Source organism: Polynucleobacter sp. JS-Fieb-80-E5 (assembly GCF_018882015.1).
Classification (GTDB): Bacteria; Pseudomonadota; Gammaproteobacteria; order Burkholderiales; family Burkholderiaceae; genus Polynucleobacter.
This window is the reverse complement of record NZ_JACVPH010000006.1, coordinates 21,639-37,227: the sequence shown is the minus strand read 5'-3', so window position 1 is coordinate 37,227 and position 15,589 is coordinate 21,639. Positions and strand designations below refer to the sequence as shown.

Genomic DNA, 15,589 nt, shown 5'->3' with positions numbered 1-15,589 from the left:
ATCCTAGTCTTATTTTTCTATATTTCTATTGTTTACTGCGCAAAACTGGCTGCTAAGGAGCCTAGCAAGAGCTGCCATCCATCTACCAATACAAACAACATCAGCTTGAACGGTAACGAAATAATTGCTGGCGAGACCATCATCATGCCCATGGCCATCAGCACACTAGCGACCACCATATCAATAATTAAGAAGGGAATGAAAATACTAAAGCCAATCTGAAAGCCTGTTTTGAGCTCGCTGGTCATAAAGCTAGGCACCAAAACACTCATCGGAATATCATCCGGTGAAGCGACCTTCTTGCCAGACATATTTAAGAACAAAGCCAAATCGGTTTCACGGGTTTGCTTGAGCATGAACTCTCGAATCGGTACGGAACCTTTTTCTAGAGCCTGCTGCATGGTGATTTTGTTGTCATTGAGGGGTTGATATGCCTCGTTGTAGACTCGATCAAATACTGGCCCCATAACAAAAAAGGTTAAAAATAAAGCTAAGCCCAATAGGATTTGGTTAGGTGGGGTTGCTTGTGCACCAATAGCCTGACGCAAGAGTGAGAGCACGATAATGATGCGCGTAAAACTGGTCATCATTAATAAGACGGTTGGTAAAAAAGATAAGGAAGTGAGCAGAATCAGAGTCTGCAGACTCAAGCTGTAGTTTTGGCTGCCGCCAGGCCCAGCGGAGCTAGATAAAACATTTAGAGATGAATTATTCGCCGCATAACTTGGAATGGTGTAAAAAATACAAGCCAAGGCAAAACCTAGGCATAGCGCCCAAAAAATTGTCTTTGCGTTAAGAGAAATGGGTTTGAATTCTGTTAAATCATTCATTGCCATCACCCACTTTTAAGATTTTTCGTAAAAACCGTTTCACATTTTCTTTATGAAATTTGGCAGCATTAGTTTGTGGTTTAAAGCTGCTTTGTATATTGCGCGGCTCTTCTTGAAATTGAGATGAAGATGTTGACTGTTCCTCATCAAACTCAGATCGGAATTGAAAACGGGGTTCTGCCTGGCGTTGTGCGCGATTATTTTGTGATGAACTTGGTGCGGGCTCATCTTCATAAAATGGCGTCTCTTCATAGCCATCACTAAAATCAAGATCCGATACCTTGAAATTAGCCAAGCTATTGACTTGACCTGAGGCCACACCGACAACCACCCAATTGCCACCAATTTCAACGACTACCACTCGCTCACGCGGCCCCACACTCACGCCGCCAACAATTTTGGCAACGGATTGATTACCAATCTTGGCATGATTGAGTTTTTTCATTGCCCAAGCCAAACCCGCAATCAAGCCTAGTACCAATAGCAAACCCAAGATTACTCTAAAAGGACCACCATCCGACTCTGGAACGCGGGTGACCTGAGCCATTGCTACTTCAGCGAAGAAGAGGCTTGAGAGAATTGCCCAGTTACGTATTTTCAGGATGGTCATCTTGTGCTTTTTTGGCTTATTGAGCTTATTTAAATTAATTATTTATTGATTTATTTATTTAATTTACGAATGCGCTCAATTGGCGTAATGATTTCAGTCAGGCGAATACCAAACTTTTCATTAATCACCACCACTTCGCCTTTAGCAATCATCGTGCCATTAACCAAAATATCCATCAAATCACCTGATGCGGCATCTAACTCAACGATAGAGCCCTGAGTTAGCTGCAGAAGTGTCTTAATTGGAATTTTGGTACGGCCGATTTCCACAGACAACTGGACCGGAATATCTTTAATAAATTCCAAATCCTTTTCCTGTGGCTGGGACTTATCATTCCCTTCCAGCTCATTAAATACTTCGGCACCCTCTTGATTGCCGGATTCAATTTCATTTGCCATCATTGGCTCCTTTAATATATTCAGATGCGTCGGGTTTTAAGAGTTTTTCAACTCGTAATGCGTATTGATTGTTGTAAATGCCGTAGCGACAAGACAATACAGGTACGTTATCTACGGTCACAGGAATTTCTGCTAAATAAGATAGGGGGATAACGTCGCCATTCTTTAAGGCAATGATTTCTTCCATCAACATGGTTTTATTGCCCAAATTAGCAACTACCTCTACTTCAACTGCTTGTACCTGCTCTAGCAAACTCAGTTCCCAGATATGATCATGCTCAGACACCATGCCCTGAGTCTGAGATGTCAGAATATCCATGATGGGTTCGAGCATCATGTAAGGGACACACAGCTCAATCTCGTAATTCGCTTCGCCAATGACGAGTGTGAAAGTGGTGGTTGACATTAACTCGCTAGCCATCGCAATGTTGACGAATGACAAATTCATTTCTGAGCTAACGTGTTCGCATTCTATAGGGTACGCTGGGGCCCATGCTTCTTTATAGGAACCAAAGAAGGTTTGTAATAGCGTACCTACAATCCGCATCTCAGTAGCCGTAAATTCACGACCTTCGATGGAGACTGGAAAACGGGCGCCACCACCAAAAAGGTTATCAACGGTGTACAACACCAAATTGGGATCCATAATCAATAAACCTGTACCGCGCAGTGGTTTCAGTTTGATCAAATTAATATTACTAGGTTGGCTATGCTTAGCCAGCAACTCGCCATACTTACAGGTTGTAGTTGCGCTTGTTTTTACCTCAATAAGCTGGCCAAATAAATTGGAGGCCGTAATTCGTAGCAAACGGATAAAACGCTCATGTACTGTTTCGATCGTGGGCATACGGCCACGAACCAGGCGCTCTTGGGTGCCTAAATTAAACGTCTTAGCTTGTGCGCCCTGCAGGTTTTGCTCCTGAATTTGGGCATTTTTTTGCTCTTCAGTTAACTCAACGTCTTTTAACAGCTCGTCAAGTTCACCTGCGGTGAGGTTTTCATCTGCCATGATGGGCTCGTGCTTACTGAATAATGAAAGAAGTTAAATAGACGCCAGTAATTTTTTGTTCTGACTGACTACCGCTAAAAGGTTTTTGAAGTTCCTCAGTAATTTCAGTGATCAAGGTATTTTTTCCTTCAACTGAGGTGATTTCAGAGGCTTTTTTATTGGTGAGAATAAACAAAATACGACTTCTCAACTCTGGCATATGCGCTTTTAAATTGGCGCTCATCTCTTCAGAAGGAACTTGAAGATTTAAAGTCGTTTGCAAGTACTGTTGGGGTTCAGTGCTCTCTGGTCGCAAATTCACGGTAAATGCTTCCAAAGGAACAAAAATTTGGAGATCTGGAGTCTTTGGTTTGGACTCGGCTGCATGAGAGTCGGCTTTCATGACCAAGAAATAGTAGGCTGCTCCACCACCAATAGCCAAGGCGAGCACAACGCCTAGGATGATGAATAACATCTTTTTGGATTTAGGCTTAACTGCCTGTTCGTTCTCTGCCATTTACCGCTCCATTGTGAAAATCATTCCTCATTATCGGGGGAAATCATGACACTAGATACTCAGAAAAGAGGTAGAAACACCCCTTATAAAGGCATTTAGATAGTGCTTTTAGGGTTGATTCGGAGGGGTTTACTTTAGAAATCCCAATCCGAAGGAAGGGATTATTCTGAAAAGCTTATGCCGAAGTAATAAAACTGGCGCCTGGCAAGGCAGCGGGCTGAGCTTGATAAGGGTGGCGTGGCAACATTTGACCTGCAGCGGCAGTCATGCCAGCTAATGAACTCTGGTCAGCACTGGGTTTGCTGCTGCTGAGTAAGCCATGTAAAAGCGTGCTTGCAGCGGCATCGCCCAGCTTAGAAAGGCCCAGAGAAGCACCAGGCAAAGCAATTGAACTCCCCAGTGATGCAAGCGCAAGACCGCCAGATAGTGTTTTACCCAAAACACTACCTAAACTATCAACAAAGCTAGATGAAGAACCCTCTACAGCGGATGCTTGCCCCCCTTTAGGGCCATGGAATTCAGCAGAAACCCCTTTAGCCAGAAAGCCGGGGTTCAGAGAATTGCCAAAAGAGGTAGGTAAGCCTAAATCAGTCATCGTTCGATTTTATAGGGGGTGCAGAGATTCAATTCGAAGAATAAAGGGATTTTTCGCCCTTAGTTCTGGATTTTGAACCGGTTTCACAGCTTATCCTGCCACTGAATTGGCGAGCCAACATGCTCGTATTCCTCAGTTTTAGGGTTATAAAAGGTCATTGCCCAGCTGGGATATTCGCGGGAGCTAATCTCACCCTCCTGAATCACGCTTACTAGGGTATGACGGGAATCTTGCTCTATTTTGCTAAACAGCGCTTTGATAGCAGATTCTTCCCCTTCCAGAACCTCCATGAAATTCCCGTCTTTAAATACCAACATGCCGGTTATACCGACCTTGGTATTTTCACTACTCATCAGAAAAGCCATATCCAGAAACTTTTCTCGAGTAAAAGTCTCTGTTGCAGAACTGACGTAGATGAGTTGATAAGTGGCCATAAAGAATTACACGAATACACTAACAATGCCATCGTACTGCATCGGCAGACTTGGATCCTGAACTTTCCCGCCCTTCGCCGCTTGCTCATTGAGCAGCTGGCTAAGCGCACTGTGATGCTCAGATGAAAGACTTGAGCCAGACTGATTTTGGGCAGCGAGAACGCTAGCCTGACTTTCTTCATAGCTAGTACCAGTGCAGACATTCGCCTGCTCCAAAATGAGATCGGCCCGGCTCATTGAGCCCCGCAATTGCTCCATACCATCTTGCAAAGCTTGACGCACATCCGCATTGTTCGACACAAAAGTCGCATTGACTTGTTGATCTTTAACGGTAATCACAATTTTTAGAAGTCCAAGATTGTCAGGATTGAGATTTAAAACGGCTAAATGCATATTAGCACCAACCATCAAAATCATTCTCTGGGAGATCTCTTCACTCCACTGTAAGGAACCAAACTGGGCATGGACTTGGCCATGCATCGTATTGGCCTGAATTGGTGCATTACCAAACTCTGATTCGCCACCACTGCTAGCTTGACCACCTTGACCCTGATTTTCTGATGCAGAAATTCCGATAGCGGTAATCGCATCGCTTTCAAGATTTGCGTTCTTCTTGGGCACTAGCGGATCTTTACCTGGCATCTCCAATGTCGCGTTCTTGGATAATGCTTGGGAAGGGCCTAGAAGTTTAGCTTGCGTTTGTAGAATCTCAACATCAGAAGTGAACCCCGGCCCTCTTGAAATAACGCGCATATTTTTGGCTTGCGCTTGCATTTCCGCCAGTTTGGCAAAAGCAAACTCTGTATGAGCCTGCTTCATATTTGTGCTTTGGGTTGCTGGTGCTTGAAATGAATTAACTTCGCCTGATTTAGAGATATTCACAAAGGCATCTGCCTGCCTTGCAACCGCAGCCCTTACCTCTTCTTGATGAGAGTTATCTTTCGCCTGTAATTTACTGGCCTGGACAATATTAGGCGATAGAAGCTGTGCAGTGTTCACTGTATTTTTAGCGTCTAGCTCTTGAAATACCTTTACTTGGGAAGAAAGTAACTGACTAAAAATGGGTAAAGCTGAAGCGTTGGCAGCATTGGAGTTAGACTGCATTCCAGGCTCCTGCCCAACACTGGTGTTGAGTAAAGATTGCGCTTGAGCTTTGAGATCGATATTCATAGCAGTGTTTTAAGCGCTAGAATTATTGGCAGATAAAAAGCGGCGTTGATTACTGCTGAACTCATCCATTTGCTTTTGCTCGCGTCTAGCTGCCAGCTTTTGCATTTGTAATTGATTTCTTTCAATAATAACTTCGTATGATCTTTTTTTAGCCTGACATTTTTGCCAATAGGCTAAGTGATGCTTAACGATTTCATCATATTGATGAATGGCACTACCCTGACTAACAATCGCTTGGTCTAAATTCTTCAAAAACAGCATGTAATTTTGCAAATCGGTAGCAGTAACACCCTCCAGCGATAACGCATTTCGCTGATCAATATATTCGCCACGATAGTTTTGCAAATGCTTTTCTTGATCAAGTGCCTGTGCAGCATCCCGATTTGCTTTAGCCAATCTTTCGGCAGCATTATCTAGATTACGTTTAGCAAGTTCTAAGAGGGTATTCATGCCATTGAGGATATTCGCCATGATTAACCTTGCTGCGTAATAATCTGATTAAGCTGCTCGATACTTTCTTGGGTGTTGCACTGTGTTGCAAAATCTTGTTGCAAGAAGCTTTCAATACTTATACGTTTCTGAATCGCCTCATCCAAAACAGCATCTGCTCCAGGAACATAAGCACCTACATTAATCAGATCTTGGTTGCGACTGTATTTAGAGCTGAGCTGTTTGAGCTTACGCGCCGATTGCTGGTGCTGAGTATCCACAATACTATGCATCACCCGGCTAATCGACTGCTCAATATCAATCGCTGGATAGTGGCCTGCTTCCGCTAGAGTTCTATCCAGCACAATATGACCATCCAAAATGGCTCGCGCTGAATCAGCAATCGGATCTTGCTGATCATCGCCCTCGGTTAAAACAGTATAAAAGGCAGTAATCGATCCACCGCCGACATCACTGTTACCTGCGCGCTCTACCAACTTGGGTAGTTTTGCAAACACTGAAGGCGGATAACCCTTGGTTGCGGGTGGCTCACCTAGCGCTAAAGCAATTTCACGCTGGGCCATAGCAAAACGGGTTAACGAATCCATAATAAGTAAGACATGCTTACCTTGACTGCGGAAGTGTTCCGCAATCGTAGCTGAATAATTAGCGCCTTGTAAACGCATCAAAGGCGATGCATCTGCAGGGGCTGCAACCACTACTGAACGCGCTAGACCAACCTCTCCCAAAATGTGTTCAATAAATTCCTTGACCTCGCGACCACGCTCACCAATCAAACCGACCACGATGACATCAGCATCGGTATAGCGAGCCATCATTCCAAGCAGGACACTTTTACCCACACCAGAGCCAGCAAATAGACCCATCCTTTGACCACGCCCTACTGTGAGCAGACTGTTAATAGCCTTCACACCAACATCCAAAATCGTATCAATGGGTGCACGCTTTAAAGGATTAATTGGTTCAGATTGTAAGGGAGCAAAATGATCTGCTTGCAGAGGACCTAAATCATCCAAGGGCACTCCAGCAGCATCGAGTACACGCCCCAGCAGATGATCGCCAACGGGTAAACGAGTAACCCGACTTTCATTCTGTGGGGAATCATCATTGTGATCAAACGGCTTATGAAATTGTGAAGTGCGAATAGGCATTGACTTCAAAATAACTTTAGCAGAAGGAGCAATCCCTTCAATGCTACTTTGGGGCATCAAAAATAGGCGCCCATGATCAAAGCCAACTACCTCAGCCTCAACCTGCTGTCCGTCACCCATTGGAATCACACACACACTCCCAATGGGTAAATATATTCCACCGGCTTCAATTACTAAACCCGTTACCTTTGTAACACGTCCAGCAACTTCAACATTATTTACAGTGGAAACTGCACTAGAGCAATGGCGTAAGTAGTTATCGAGAAGCCCATCTAGATTCAGGTGGGATTGATCAATACCGAACGAATCTAATTGGTTGGCAACAGTCATGATTTTTCTGCCAGCCAATCATGATTTTGACCCAAAGAATCACAAATCAGACGCCAGCGGTTCTCATGTGTAGCGTCTACAGTATTACCAGACGTTTCGATAATGCAAGAGCCACGTTCAATGCAAATATCTTCCTCTATCTGCCAATGATTTAATTCGGCCTGGAGATATTTCCGCACAATTTGGACATCTTCAGGATTTAACTTGAGATGCAGCGGCCCTTCACTGTCAATAAGGCTATTGGTGGCTTGTCGCAAAATAGGGAGAATTGCCTCTTGATTAACCTTGAGATGCTCTTTAAGCATTGCTTTGGCGATGTCGAGAGATAGCGCTAATACGTCTTCACACAAGACCTTACTTTTTTCCTTAGCAGTATTGGAAAAGCCATTCATGAGATTTTTCAAATCGGCTTGTTCCACTGCCAATTTTTCATTTGCCATATTCATGCCGGCTTCGTGACCGCTTTTCATGCCACGGTCATAGCCATCCAAATAGGCTTTATCTAAGATCTCCTTAATTTTCTCAGGAGAGAAGCTAATAGACTGTGAAGCACTAGGCTCAGGCCTCACTGCGGGCTTAGTCGGAATGAGATCAGTAAAAAAAGATTCGCCTATTGCTTTAGGCCAAGCACGAGATGTTTCCATATTAGAGGTAATCCTCACCACCTCCGGCACCCGGCAACATCACCGAGCCATCCTCAATTAAGCCCCTGACCACGATTAGGATTTCTTTTTGTTGCGCTTCAACTTCGGAGAGTTTTACAGGGCCTTTGTTTTCTAAGTCATCGCGCATCATATCGGCTGCACGAGAAGACATATTCTTGAAGATTTTTTCACGCAATTCAGCACTTGCCCCTTTGAGGGCTGTTACCAATGCATCTGATTGAACATCGCGCAAGATGGTCTGGATTCCGCGGTCATCAATATTGATAATGTCGTCAAATGTGAACATTTCATCGGTAATCTTTTCTGCAATTTCAATGTCGTATTCTTTAATGCGATCCATTAAAACTTGTTGTGGAGCTTGGCCTATATAGTTCATGATGTCTGCAGCAGCACGAATACCACCAATTTGTTTTTTGGTGGAAGTCTGCGCCCCACTCAATAATCGGGCAAGTACCACATTTAATTCTTTGAGCGCTTGAGGCTTTACTTCCTCTAGGGTAGCTACCCGCAACATCGTGTCTTTGCGCAAGTCTTCATTGAATAAGGTCAAAATTTGTGAGGCCTGTTCTGGCTCAAGATGCACCAAAATTGTGGCAATAATTTGTGGATGCTCATAACGAATTAGATCGGCGACAGCTGTGGCATCCATCCACTTCAAGTTATCAATACCTTCAGAATCTTTATTCTCTAAGATACGCTCAAATAAGCCGGAAGCAGTTTCTTGGCCTAAGGCCTGGGTTAGAACATTCCGAGTAAATGAATCGGTATCAATATTAAGAGATGCACCTTCACCAGCATAACTAAAGAAATCACGTAAAGTGTCAGCTACTGTAGCCTGCTCAACCCTGCGCAGAGTTGTCATGACAGCACTCAGCTTTTGCACGTCTCGTGGCGAGACGTGTTTCATCACTTGAGATGCGCCCTCTTCGCCGAGGGCCAACATCAAAATAGCGGCTTTAAGAACACTGCTCTCGTTTGGATTTGTTGCCATTAGCTATTTCCTACCCAACCCGCAACCACGTCAGCTACTACTTTTGGATTTTCCTTAGCCAAAGCCTGCACAGCCTTGAGGTCTTTTTGATACGGAGTTAATTTTGGTATAGGTCTGCCATTTTCGTCAAGATTATCGTCAAATTCAACGGGGGCGTCATCTGGCGCCAGTAAATTGGCCAACATCGGTTTGATTGCCTTACGATACATCACAAATAGCACGATCAAGCCTAGAACAATTTGACCAATATTCTTAGCCATTTCAATATTAACCGGGTCTTTCCAGATTGGTAATTCAGATACATCAGCTTCTTTAACTGGGGTAAACGGTGTATTCACCACGCTTACGCTATCACCCCTAGCTTCATTAAAACCCATAGCTTGTTTAGCTAAATCCATAATTTGCTGTTTTTCAGCATCGTTTAAAGGACGTGTCGTTGGTTTACCTTCAGCATCAACGTCAGCTTTATTGTTGACTACGATTGCTACGGAAAGACGCTTCACTCCACCCATCGATTTTTGGGTAAACAAAATTGTTTTATCAATTTCATAATTCGTAATCGAATTTCTTTGCGTGCTCATCGGATTTTGAGCAGCGCCAGCTGCACCAGCAGCACCTGCACCAGCGGCAGCCCCGCCTGGAGCAGCATTGTTAGTTGTATTTAAAGGTGCAGTTGCATTTGCAGGGGGTTGATTACTCAATGCACCTGGTACGCCGCCATTGTTTGAGCCTGAAGGCACAATAGACTCATTAGTTTGCAAGCTACGAATAACAGCAACTTCAGGTTTTTGATTTGGCTTGTAAATTTCATTAGCCTCTTCAGTATTTGAAAAATCGATTTCGACATTAGCCTCGGCGCGCACATTCTTCTCGCCTACGATTGGAGTAATGATTGCCTGAACTCGCGACACAATATTTTTTTGCAAATCTTCAACATATTTGAGTTGATTTGTATCCAAAGTTTTAGAGCCACCCTTGTTTACATCTGATAGCAAGCTTCCATTTTGATCAAGGATATCAACATTGCTAAGGCCTAAATTTGGCACGCTACTAGAAATCAAATGGGCTATTGCACTTACTTGATGTTGATCTAGAGTACGGCCTTGCATTAATTTCACTAAAACCGATGCCGTTGGTTTTTGCGCATCACGAACAAATACTGATGATTTAGGTATTGCCAGATGCACTCGAGCGCCCTCTACTCCAGAGATCGATTGAATACTGCGCTCTAGCTCACCCTCTAAGGCGCGCTGAAAGTTCACCTGCTCTACAAATTGAGAAACCCCAAATTTTTGATTTTCAAGAAGCTCAAAACCCACATTACCGCCTCTGGGCAAGCCCATAGCAGCTAATTTGAGTCGGGTCTGATACACCAAATCTGCTGGTACCAGAATGGAAGAGCCGCCATCGGCTAATTTATAAGGAATATTTTGCTGTTCCAGAACGGCAACAATAGCCCCGCCATCCTTGTCATTGAAATTGGAGAACACGACCTTGTATTTAGGGCCCTGACTCCAGATCCAAAAGACCGCCATCACGGCAACAACCGCAGCAATCCCTGCTGATAGAAGCACTTTTTTACTAGTGCCCTGCAAATTTAAGCGCGCTAACAAGCTTTCCATAGCAATTTTCCCAGCCAATTAGTGATATGAAAAGGCAGATTGAAGAACACTCTGGAAACTGATAAGATCGGTTTTTTGCATGATTTCTCCAATACTCCCTAAATAAATATGATGTTTAGACGTCATTATGAATAGGGAAATTTCATTTCAATTGAAGGAATAAGGCCTTTTTTTCCTTCTTATTGCCAAAACTGCTGCCGTTCTTTGCTGATACATTACTTCCATTGTTCAGTTTCAGTGAGGAGTTCCATCATGAGTGTCGGCGCTATAGATTCAGGGCGTATTCAAGCAATGTTGGCCCAATTAAAGGCTGCGTCTTCTGCCGCCCCCGCAAACCTTGCTGCCCCAATTCAGGGTCTAGATGGCATTAAAGGTATCACCAACGGGGATGGCCCTAAAACTGCCCCTTCAATTGATTTTGCAACTGCCCTGAGGTCATCACTTGATCAAGTAAACCAACACCAGGCTAAAGCGGTAGAACTGGGGAAAAACTTTGCCTTAGGCGATGACAGCGTCAACCTCTCCGATGTCATGGTGGCCACACAAAAAGCGAGCCTATCATTTCAAGCCACTGTACAGGTTCGTAATAAGCTTGTATCTGCTTATCACGACATTATGAATATGCAGGTCTAGCGCTCAATCACAACCGCAATAGTGATAATTAGCTAGTAATTTTTTGCTGGGTTACTTCAATCAACTCAGAGTGTGAGTATTTGGAACCCACAACGTCGCCCACTAGGTAGACAATCACATCCACTGCAAAGTTTCGTAACTGTGCCCTGCTGGTAAAGGTTTTACCCATGGCTAATAAAGCCAACACCTCCTTAGGATTCACTGATCTGAGCTTGGGGTGTAAAGAATTACACATCTCCATCATATGCACCAGGGCTTCGCCCGCATTTGCATTTTGCATAAAATGCGCGTTATAAGCAGCGCTCATTTCTAAAATAAGAGTACTTTCAATAGAAACGGACATATTTTCAATTCATGCAATATAGTTTTTGAGACTCAATGACTTACCTGGCTACCAATATTTTAGCAATCCACTGCATTACTGTATCAGGTCATTCCCTAGGCCTGCTTTTCTAGCTGATAAAGCCAAGCTAATATTTCTGCTACGGCTTGGTATAAAGCAGGGGGAATATTCTCATCAAGATCGACCTGCATGAGCAAGCCCACCAGGTCCTTAGATTCATGGATATAAATATGATGCTCTTTAGCCTTGGCAATAATTTGCTCAGCTACAAGGCCCTTACCGCTAGCTAATACCTTTGGTGCAAATTCGCCTTGCTCATATGTCAAGGCTACTGCTTGCTGCAAAATCTTGGCCTTATCCATGGGCAATGACCTCCATTGCTTTGAGCTCTTGGCCATTAGCGTTAAAGGTATTTGTAAGCCCTGAGATTTCTTGTCTAAAGAGATTTTCAGTCTGGGGCTTTTCAGCCTTCAACTGAACACTTAAAGCATTACCACGCAGGGTCAAGCGCGCCTGCACTTTACCCAACTGGGGTAAATCCAATTCAATCACACTGACGATCGCCTGATCAGTATTGTCATCATGGGGCAATGAGGAAGATTGCTCCTGTTCATATGCTACCTGCCAATCCATTAGTTGGCCTGGCCAGACGTTTCCATTCCAGCGGATGGTTTGATTTTCCAAAGCATCTAACTGTTTATTAACAATTTGCGAAGCATTGAAATTAGGGCGATTTTGAGGCTCCTTCATCAAAGCATTTAAGGGCCATTTGCCTTTAGCAAAGTTGGCCAAATGCGATTCATAGAAGAGCCCACTCATCACGATAGCGTTTTGTAATTGAGCCGCAGTAAGCTGAGAGTTTTGGGGATTTTGTAGCATAGGAGGCAGCAAGCTCTCAACCTTTGAGAGCTGCCCTTGTAACTGTGCTTCATCTTGCAATTGGGCGATCAACAAACTCGTACCGCTCAAAATGACATTTTCAAACGCGGATTGATTAGCGCCAGCACTTAATAAGAGAAAGGTAGGGTTTGGATCGCTACCGAGAAAGCGAAAATGCAGCACATCTCCGACTGCAAAATGACTGCCCAGCTTCATACCAAACACTTGGTCACCAATTTGCACTTCCGCTATTCCAGCAGGATCAAAGGAGATAATTTTTCCAACATACTCCAAGCCAACCCTCAGGGTAGCCTGGCTAGACTGCCCTATTCCCGCTGGAGCGACCGTTGGATTGATACCACCAATCGGATTCGTGGGCATACTCTATCTACTTATTTCTTGAAAGACTGACCACTCATGATGTCTGACAAGCGCAACATCCAAGGCTGCATTAAATCCATAATTTCTTTATCGTTTGAGAGGATCGTTTTGAGGCAAGCAATTTTTCGCTCTAGGGCTTCAGGCGTCAGGGGAGCTTGCTCGCCATGTACTGGAATTTGATGAATATAACCCTGACATAGAATCTCTAATTTACCGTAGCCATCCCAATCTTTTTGACGAGCAGCTTGTAACATCTGCTGACTGATTTCAGTCACAGCTTCATATAGGGAGAGCATGTCGCTATTGGGCATTAAATTTTGACTTGTAAAAGCGATTGCTTTGATCGTATGAAAACCTTGTTTATCCAATAGAGATACTACAAAACTTTGAGCCCAAACAATTCCAACATAAGACCTGTAAAAGCGGTTTAACTAAATTAATTAAGTAGGCTTCTAGTAACTTTTATACTGCAAAGGCCTGAATTAAGCCAATAAATTGTTTTTAATCGCGTAATGCACTAATTCTGCGTTTGTTTTCATACCCATTTTTTTAAGCGTACGGGTACGGTACATACTGACGGTTTTAGGGGAAAGACTTAACTTTTCGGCAATGGCATTGACGGTAAGACCGGTAGCGACCATCATCATAAATTGATGCTCACGATCAGATAGACATTGATGTGGATCAGCAGCAGTCTGGGCATCGCCAAAACGCTCTGCCAAAATTTCAGCAACGATTGGGCTGATATATTTTGCGCCAGTAGCAACTCGACGTATCGCCAAGACCAATTCCTGGGTGGGCTCGCTTTTGGTAATGTAACCCAAGGCCCCTGCAGACAAAACCCGGGCGGCATATTGCGAAGGGGGATGCATTGATAGAACCAGAATAGGCAGCTTTTGATTATTGCGGCGAATAGATTTAATCACCTCAATACCATTACGGTCCTGCAAATCAATATCGAGCACCAAACAGTCGAGCTCAGGGTTATCTGCTAGCTTAATAGCCTCTTTACCAGACTTCGCCTCAGCCACTACCGCTATACCAGGGTGTGTATTGAGCACCTGAATGAGTCCCTCACGGATGATCGCATGATCATCTGCAAGTGCAATACGTAGATGCTTCATTAATGTCATAAAAGCTGTCTCAATTTAGTTTTATGACATTCTAACGAAATCTATAGAATTGCCGAAAATGACAAATATACCTGTGAATCAGCCCTTCATCGAGCTCATTTGGCGATCAAGCTCGTTCGTCCAGGCAATAGCCTGAAGCTGTAAGTCTGTTAGGGACTGTGCAGAAATTCCTAAATGGCTTCTAGAGGCCTCCATACGGCTAAAGTCAGCCGCCTCAATGGCATCAGTCAAGACTAGCAATTGACCCAAAATCCCTTCGTGGTGCAAAAGGGCATTTTGCAAATGCTCTGCTAGGTGGATATGCTTAAGGACTTCTTCCATAGTTTGGCCAGTCACCTTATGCGCCAAAGAAAGTAGTCCCACTACAAAAGCCTGGTCACTTAATCCAGGCTGGGTGATATCTTCATGCTGCGAGAGGAGCTCAATTAAGCGAGCACGATTTACCACTCGGCGCTGCAGCTCTGAGGTAGCTGCATTACCAGCCTCCGTATAAATTAACAGTAGCATCCATTGCAAGAGTTGCTTTTGTCCCAAGGTAACTAATGCCTGACGTACAGAACTAATCTGTAAATGCCCTGCCACACCAACGGAATTTACTAAACGAAACAGGCCTAATGTGAGATCAGGATTAGCCTTAAAAAGAGGCTCTAAAGTCGCAATACCTTCGTCTTTAAATAGCAGTCCTACAATCTTCATGAGACTTACTTGCAATGCTTGGGGTTTTTTACTGCGCATCACCACAGGCTGGGAAAAATAAGGGCCGCTAAATAAGCTAAAGCCCTTCGCTTTACAAGCTGATAAATCTTCGCCTGTCTTAACTTGCGTTGCCCAAAAAATCGGCTTTGCCAATAAGCGCACACGCTCCATTAATTGCAGAATATCTTCAGGAGAAGTTGTTTTTAAATTTACCTTAATAATGTCAATTAAAGGCAAGATAGTATCGATACTCTCTAACGTTCCCTTTGATTCTGTTGCGTCAGCCAAACTAGAATCTACTAATGCAATCCGAAAACCAGCCGTTTTTAACTCTTGCAAACGTTTGAGCATTTCTGAGCCTAAGGAAACATCAGGCATGATTTCGAGAATGATGCGCTGAGCAGGAAGAATCTCTAAGGTATTGCTCATGAGCAACTTCTCAGTCACATGAATAAAACCATCAGCAGAACCAAGCACTCCCTCTAAACCAAAATGACTCATCGAATTGACGATCACCTGGGTGCTAGTTGCTAAATCATCAGGACGCCCTTCATCCACGCTTTCACGGGAACGAAAGAGCATTTCATAAGCCATCACCCTACCCGAACTATCGAATACGGAATTGCGCGCAAGAAAAATTTCGGAGGTACTTAAATCCGCAGAAGACTCAGTTGTCGCAATCATATGATCCTTGTTTAAAGGGGCCCCAGTCAGCAAATGGACGGACTTTGGCTATCCTGATAAATAAGCTACCAATGTAGAGGAGCGAAGAG

Annotated in this window: 19 protein-coding genes and 1 pseudogene; 1 reads left to right on the top strand and 19 read right to left on the bottom strand. The window is 43.9% G+C overall.

What is annotated here, in order from left to right:
* Positions 1-32: 32 nt before the first annotated feature.
* The 13 genes and pseudogenes from fliP to fliF form a co-directional block, all read right to left on the bottom strand.
* Positions 33-830, bottom strand: a complete 798-nt coding sequence (gene fliP / locus ICN44_RS09710) for a flagellar type III secretion system pore protein FliP (protein ID WP_216263791.1) — start codon at positions 828-830, stop codon at positions 33-35.
* The gene (fliO, locus tag ICN44_RS09705; protein ID WP_216263790.1) at positions 823-1,440 is read right to left on the bottom strand and encodes a flagellar biosynthetic protein FliO; all 618 of its coding nucleotides are present in this window, start codon (positions 1,438-1,440) and stop codon (positions 823-825) included. The genes fliP and fliO overlap by 8 nt, the downstream gene beginning before the upstream one ends.
* Positions 1,441-1,490: 50 nt before the next feature.
* Positions 1,491-1,739: pseudogene (gene fliN, locus ICN44_RS09700) on the bottom strand (flagellar motor switch protein FliN); the annotation flags it as partial.
* Positions 1,740-1,827: 88 nt separating this feature from the next.
* Entirely contained in the window at positions 1,828-2,847 is a 1,020-nt protein-coding gene (gene fliM, locus ICN44_RS09695) for a flagellar motor switch protein FliM (protein WP_215274836.1), read from the bottom strand.
* Positions 2,848-2,860: 13 nt separating this feature from the next.
* Positions 2,861-3,343, bottom strand: coding sequence for a flagellar basal body-associated protein FliL (fliL, locus tag ICN44_RS09690; protein WP_216263789.1), 483 nt, complete (start codon positions 3,341-3,343; stop codon positions 2,861-2,863).
* Positions 3,344-3,518: 175 nt separating this feature from the next.
* Positions 3,519-3,938 (bottom strand): hypothetical protein, encoded by a 420-nt coding sequence (locus tag ICN44_RS09685; protein ID WP_215274839.1) that lies wholly within the window; start codon positions 3,936-3,938, stop codon positions 3,519-3,521.
* Positions 3,939-4,021: 83 nt separating this feature from the next.
* Positions 4,022-4,372: a BLUF domain-containing protein gene (locus ICN44_RS09680; protein ID WP_216263788.1), complete on the bottom strand. Its 351-nt coding sequence runs from the start codon at positions 4,370-4,372 to the stop codon at positions 4,022-4,024.
* A gap of 6 nt (positions 4,373-4,378) precedes the next feature.
* Positions 4,379-5,542, bottom strand: coding sequence for a flagellar hook-length control protein FliK (locus tag ICN44_RS09675; protein ID WP_216263787.1), 1,164 nt, complete (start codon positions 5,540-5,542; stop codon positions 4,379-4,381).
* Between the two features lie 9 nt (positions 5,543-5,551).
* Positions 5,552-6,013: a flagellar export protein FliJ gene (gene fliJ, locus ICN44_RS09670; RefSeq protein ID WP_216263786.1), complete on the bottom strand. Its 462-nt coding sequence runs from the start codon at positions 6,011-6,013 to the stop codon at positions 5,552-5,554.
* A gap of 2 nt (positions 6,014-6,015) precedes the next feature.
* Positions 6,016-7,473: a flagellar protein export ATPase FliI gene (fliI, locus tag ICN44_RS09665; protein WP_215357093.1), complete on the bottom strand. Its 1,458-nt coding sequence runs from the start codon at positions 7,471-7,473 to the stop codon at positions 6,016-6,018.
* Positions 7,470-8,117, bottom strand: coding sequence for a FliH/SctL family protein (locus ICN44_RS09660; protein ID WP_216263785.1), 648 nt, complete (start codon positions 8,115-8,117; stop codon positions 7,470-7,472). Before ICN44_RS09660 ends, fliI begins: the two co-directional genes overlap by 4 nt.
* A gap of 1 nt (position 8,118) precedes the next feature.
* On the bottom strand, positions 8,119-9,129 hold the full coding sequence (fliG, locus tag ICN44_RS09655) for a flagellar motor switch protein FliG (RefSeq protein WP_215313777.1): 1,011 nt from the start codon (positions 9,127-9,129) through the stop codon (positions 8,119-8,121).
* On the bottom strand, positions 9,129-10,751 hold the full coding sequence (fliF, locus tag ICN44_RS09650; RefSeq protein WP_216263784.1) for a flagellar basal-body MS-ring/collar protein FliF: 1,623 nt from the start codon (positions 10,749-10,751) through the stop codon (positions 9,129-9,131). Before fliF ends, fliG begins: the two co-directional genes overlap by 1 nt.
* Before the next feature lie 252 nt (positions 10,752-11,003).
* Here fliF and fliE point away from each other — a divergent pair, with 252 nt between their 5' ends.
* A complete protein-coding gene (gene fliE / locus ICN44_RS09645; RefSeq protein ID WP_096672458.1) occupies positions 11,004-11,384 on the top strand; it encodes a flagellar hook-basal body complex protein FliE in 381 nt (126 codons plus the stop codon).
* Between the two features lie 28 nt (positions 11,385-11,412).
* On the opposite strand, the gene ICN44_RS09640 is transcribed toward fliE, so the two are convergent.
* From ICN44_RS09640 to ICN44_RS09615, 6 genes are all read right to left on the bottom strand, one after another.
* A complete protein-coding gene (locus ICN44_RS09640; RefSeq protein ID WP_096672457.1) occupies positions 11,413-11,727 on the bottom strand; it encodes a hypothetical protein in 315 nt (104 codons plus the stop codon).
* Between the two features lie 95 nt (positions 11,728-11,822).
* A complete protein-coding gene (locus ICN44_RS09635; RefSeq protein WP_096672456.1) occupies positions 11,823-12,089 on the bottom strand; it encodes an EscU/YscU/HrcU family type III secretion system export apparatus switch protein in 267 nt (88 codons plus the stop codon).
* Positions 12,082-12,987, bottom strand: a complete 906-nt coding sequence (locus tag ICN44_RS09630) for a flagellar hook-length control protein FliK (RefSeq protein ID WP_216263783.1) — start codon at positions 12,985-12,987, stop codon at positions 12,082-12,084. The genes ICN44_RS09635 and ICN44_RS09630 overlap by 8 nt, the downstream gene beginning before the upstream one ends.
* A gap of 11 nt (positions 12,988-12,998) precedes the next feature.
* On the bottom strand, positions 12,999-13,298 hold the full coding sequence (locus ICN44_RS09625) for a flagellar protein FliT (RefSeq protein ID WP_133092081.1): 300 nt from the start codon (positions 13,296-13,298) through the stop codon (positions 12,999-13,001).
* Positions 13,299-13,469: 171 nt separating this feature from the next.
* A complete protein-coding gene (locus ICN44_RS09620) occupies positions 13,470-14,120 on the bottom strand; it encodes a response regulator transcription factor (protein WP_112294491.1) in 651 nt (216 codons plus the stop codon).
* 78 nt (positions 14,121-14,198) lie between these two features.
* Positions 14,199-15,500 (bottom strand): EAL and HDOD domain-containing protein, encoded by a 1,302-nt coding sequence (locus tag ICN44_RS09615; RefSeq protein ID WP_216263782.1) that lies wholly within the window; start codon positions 15,498-15,500, stop codon positions 14,199-14,201.
* Positions 15,501-15,589: the final 89 nt, after the last annotated feature.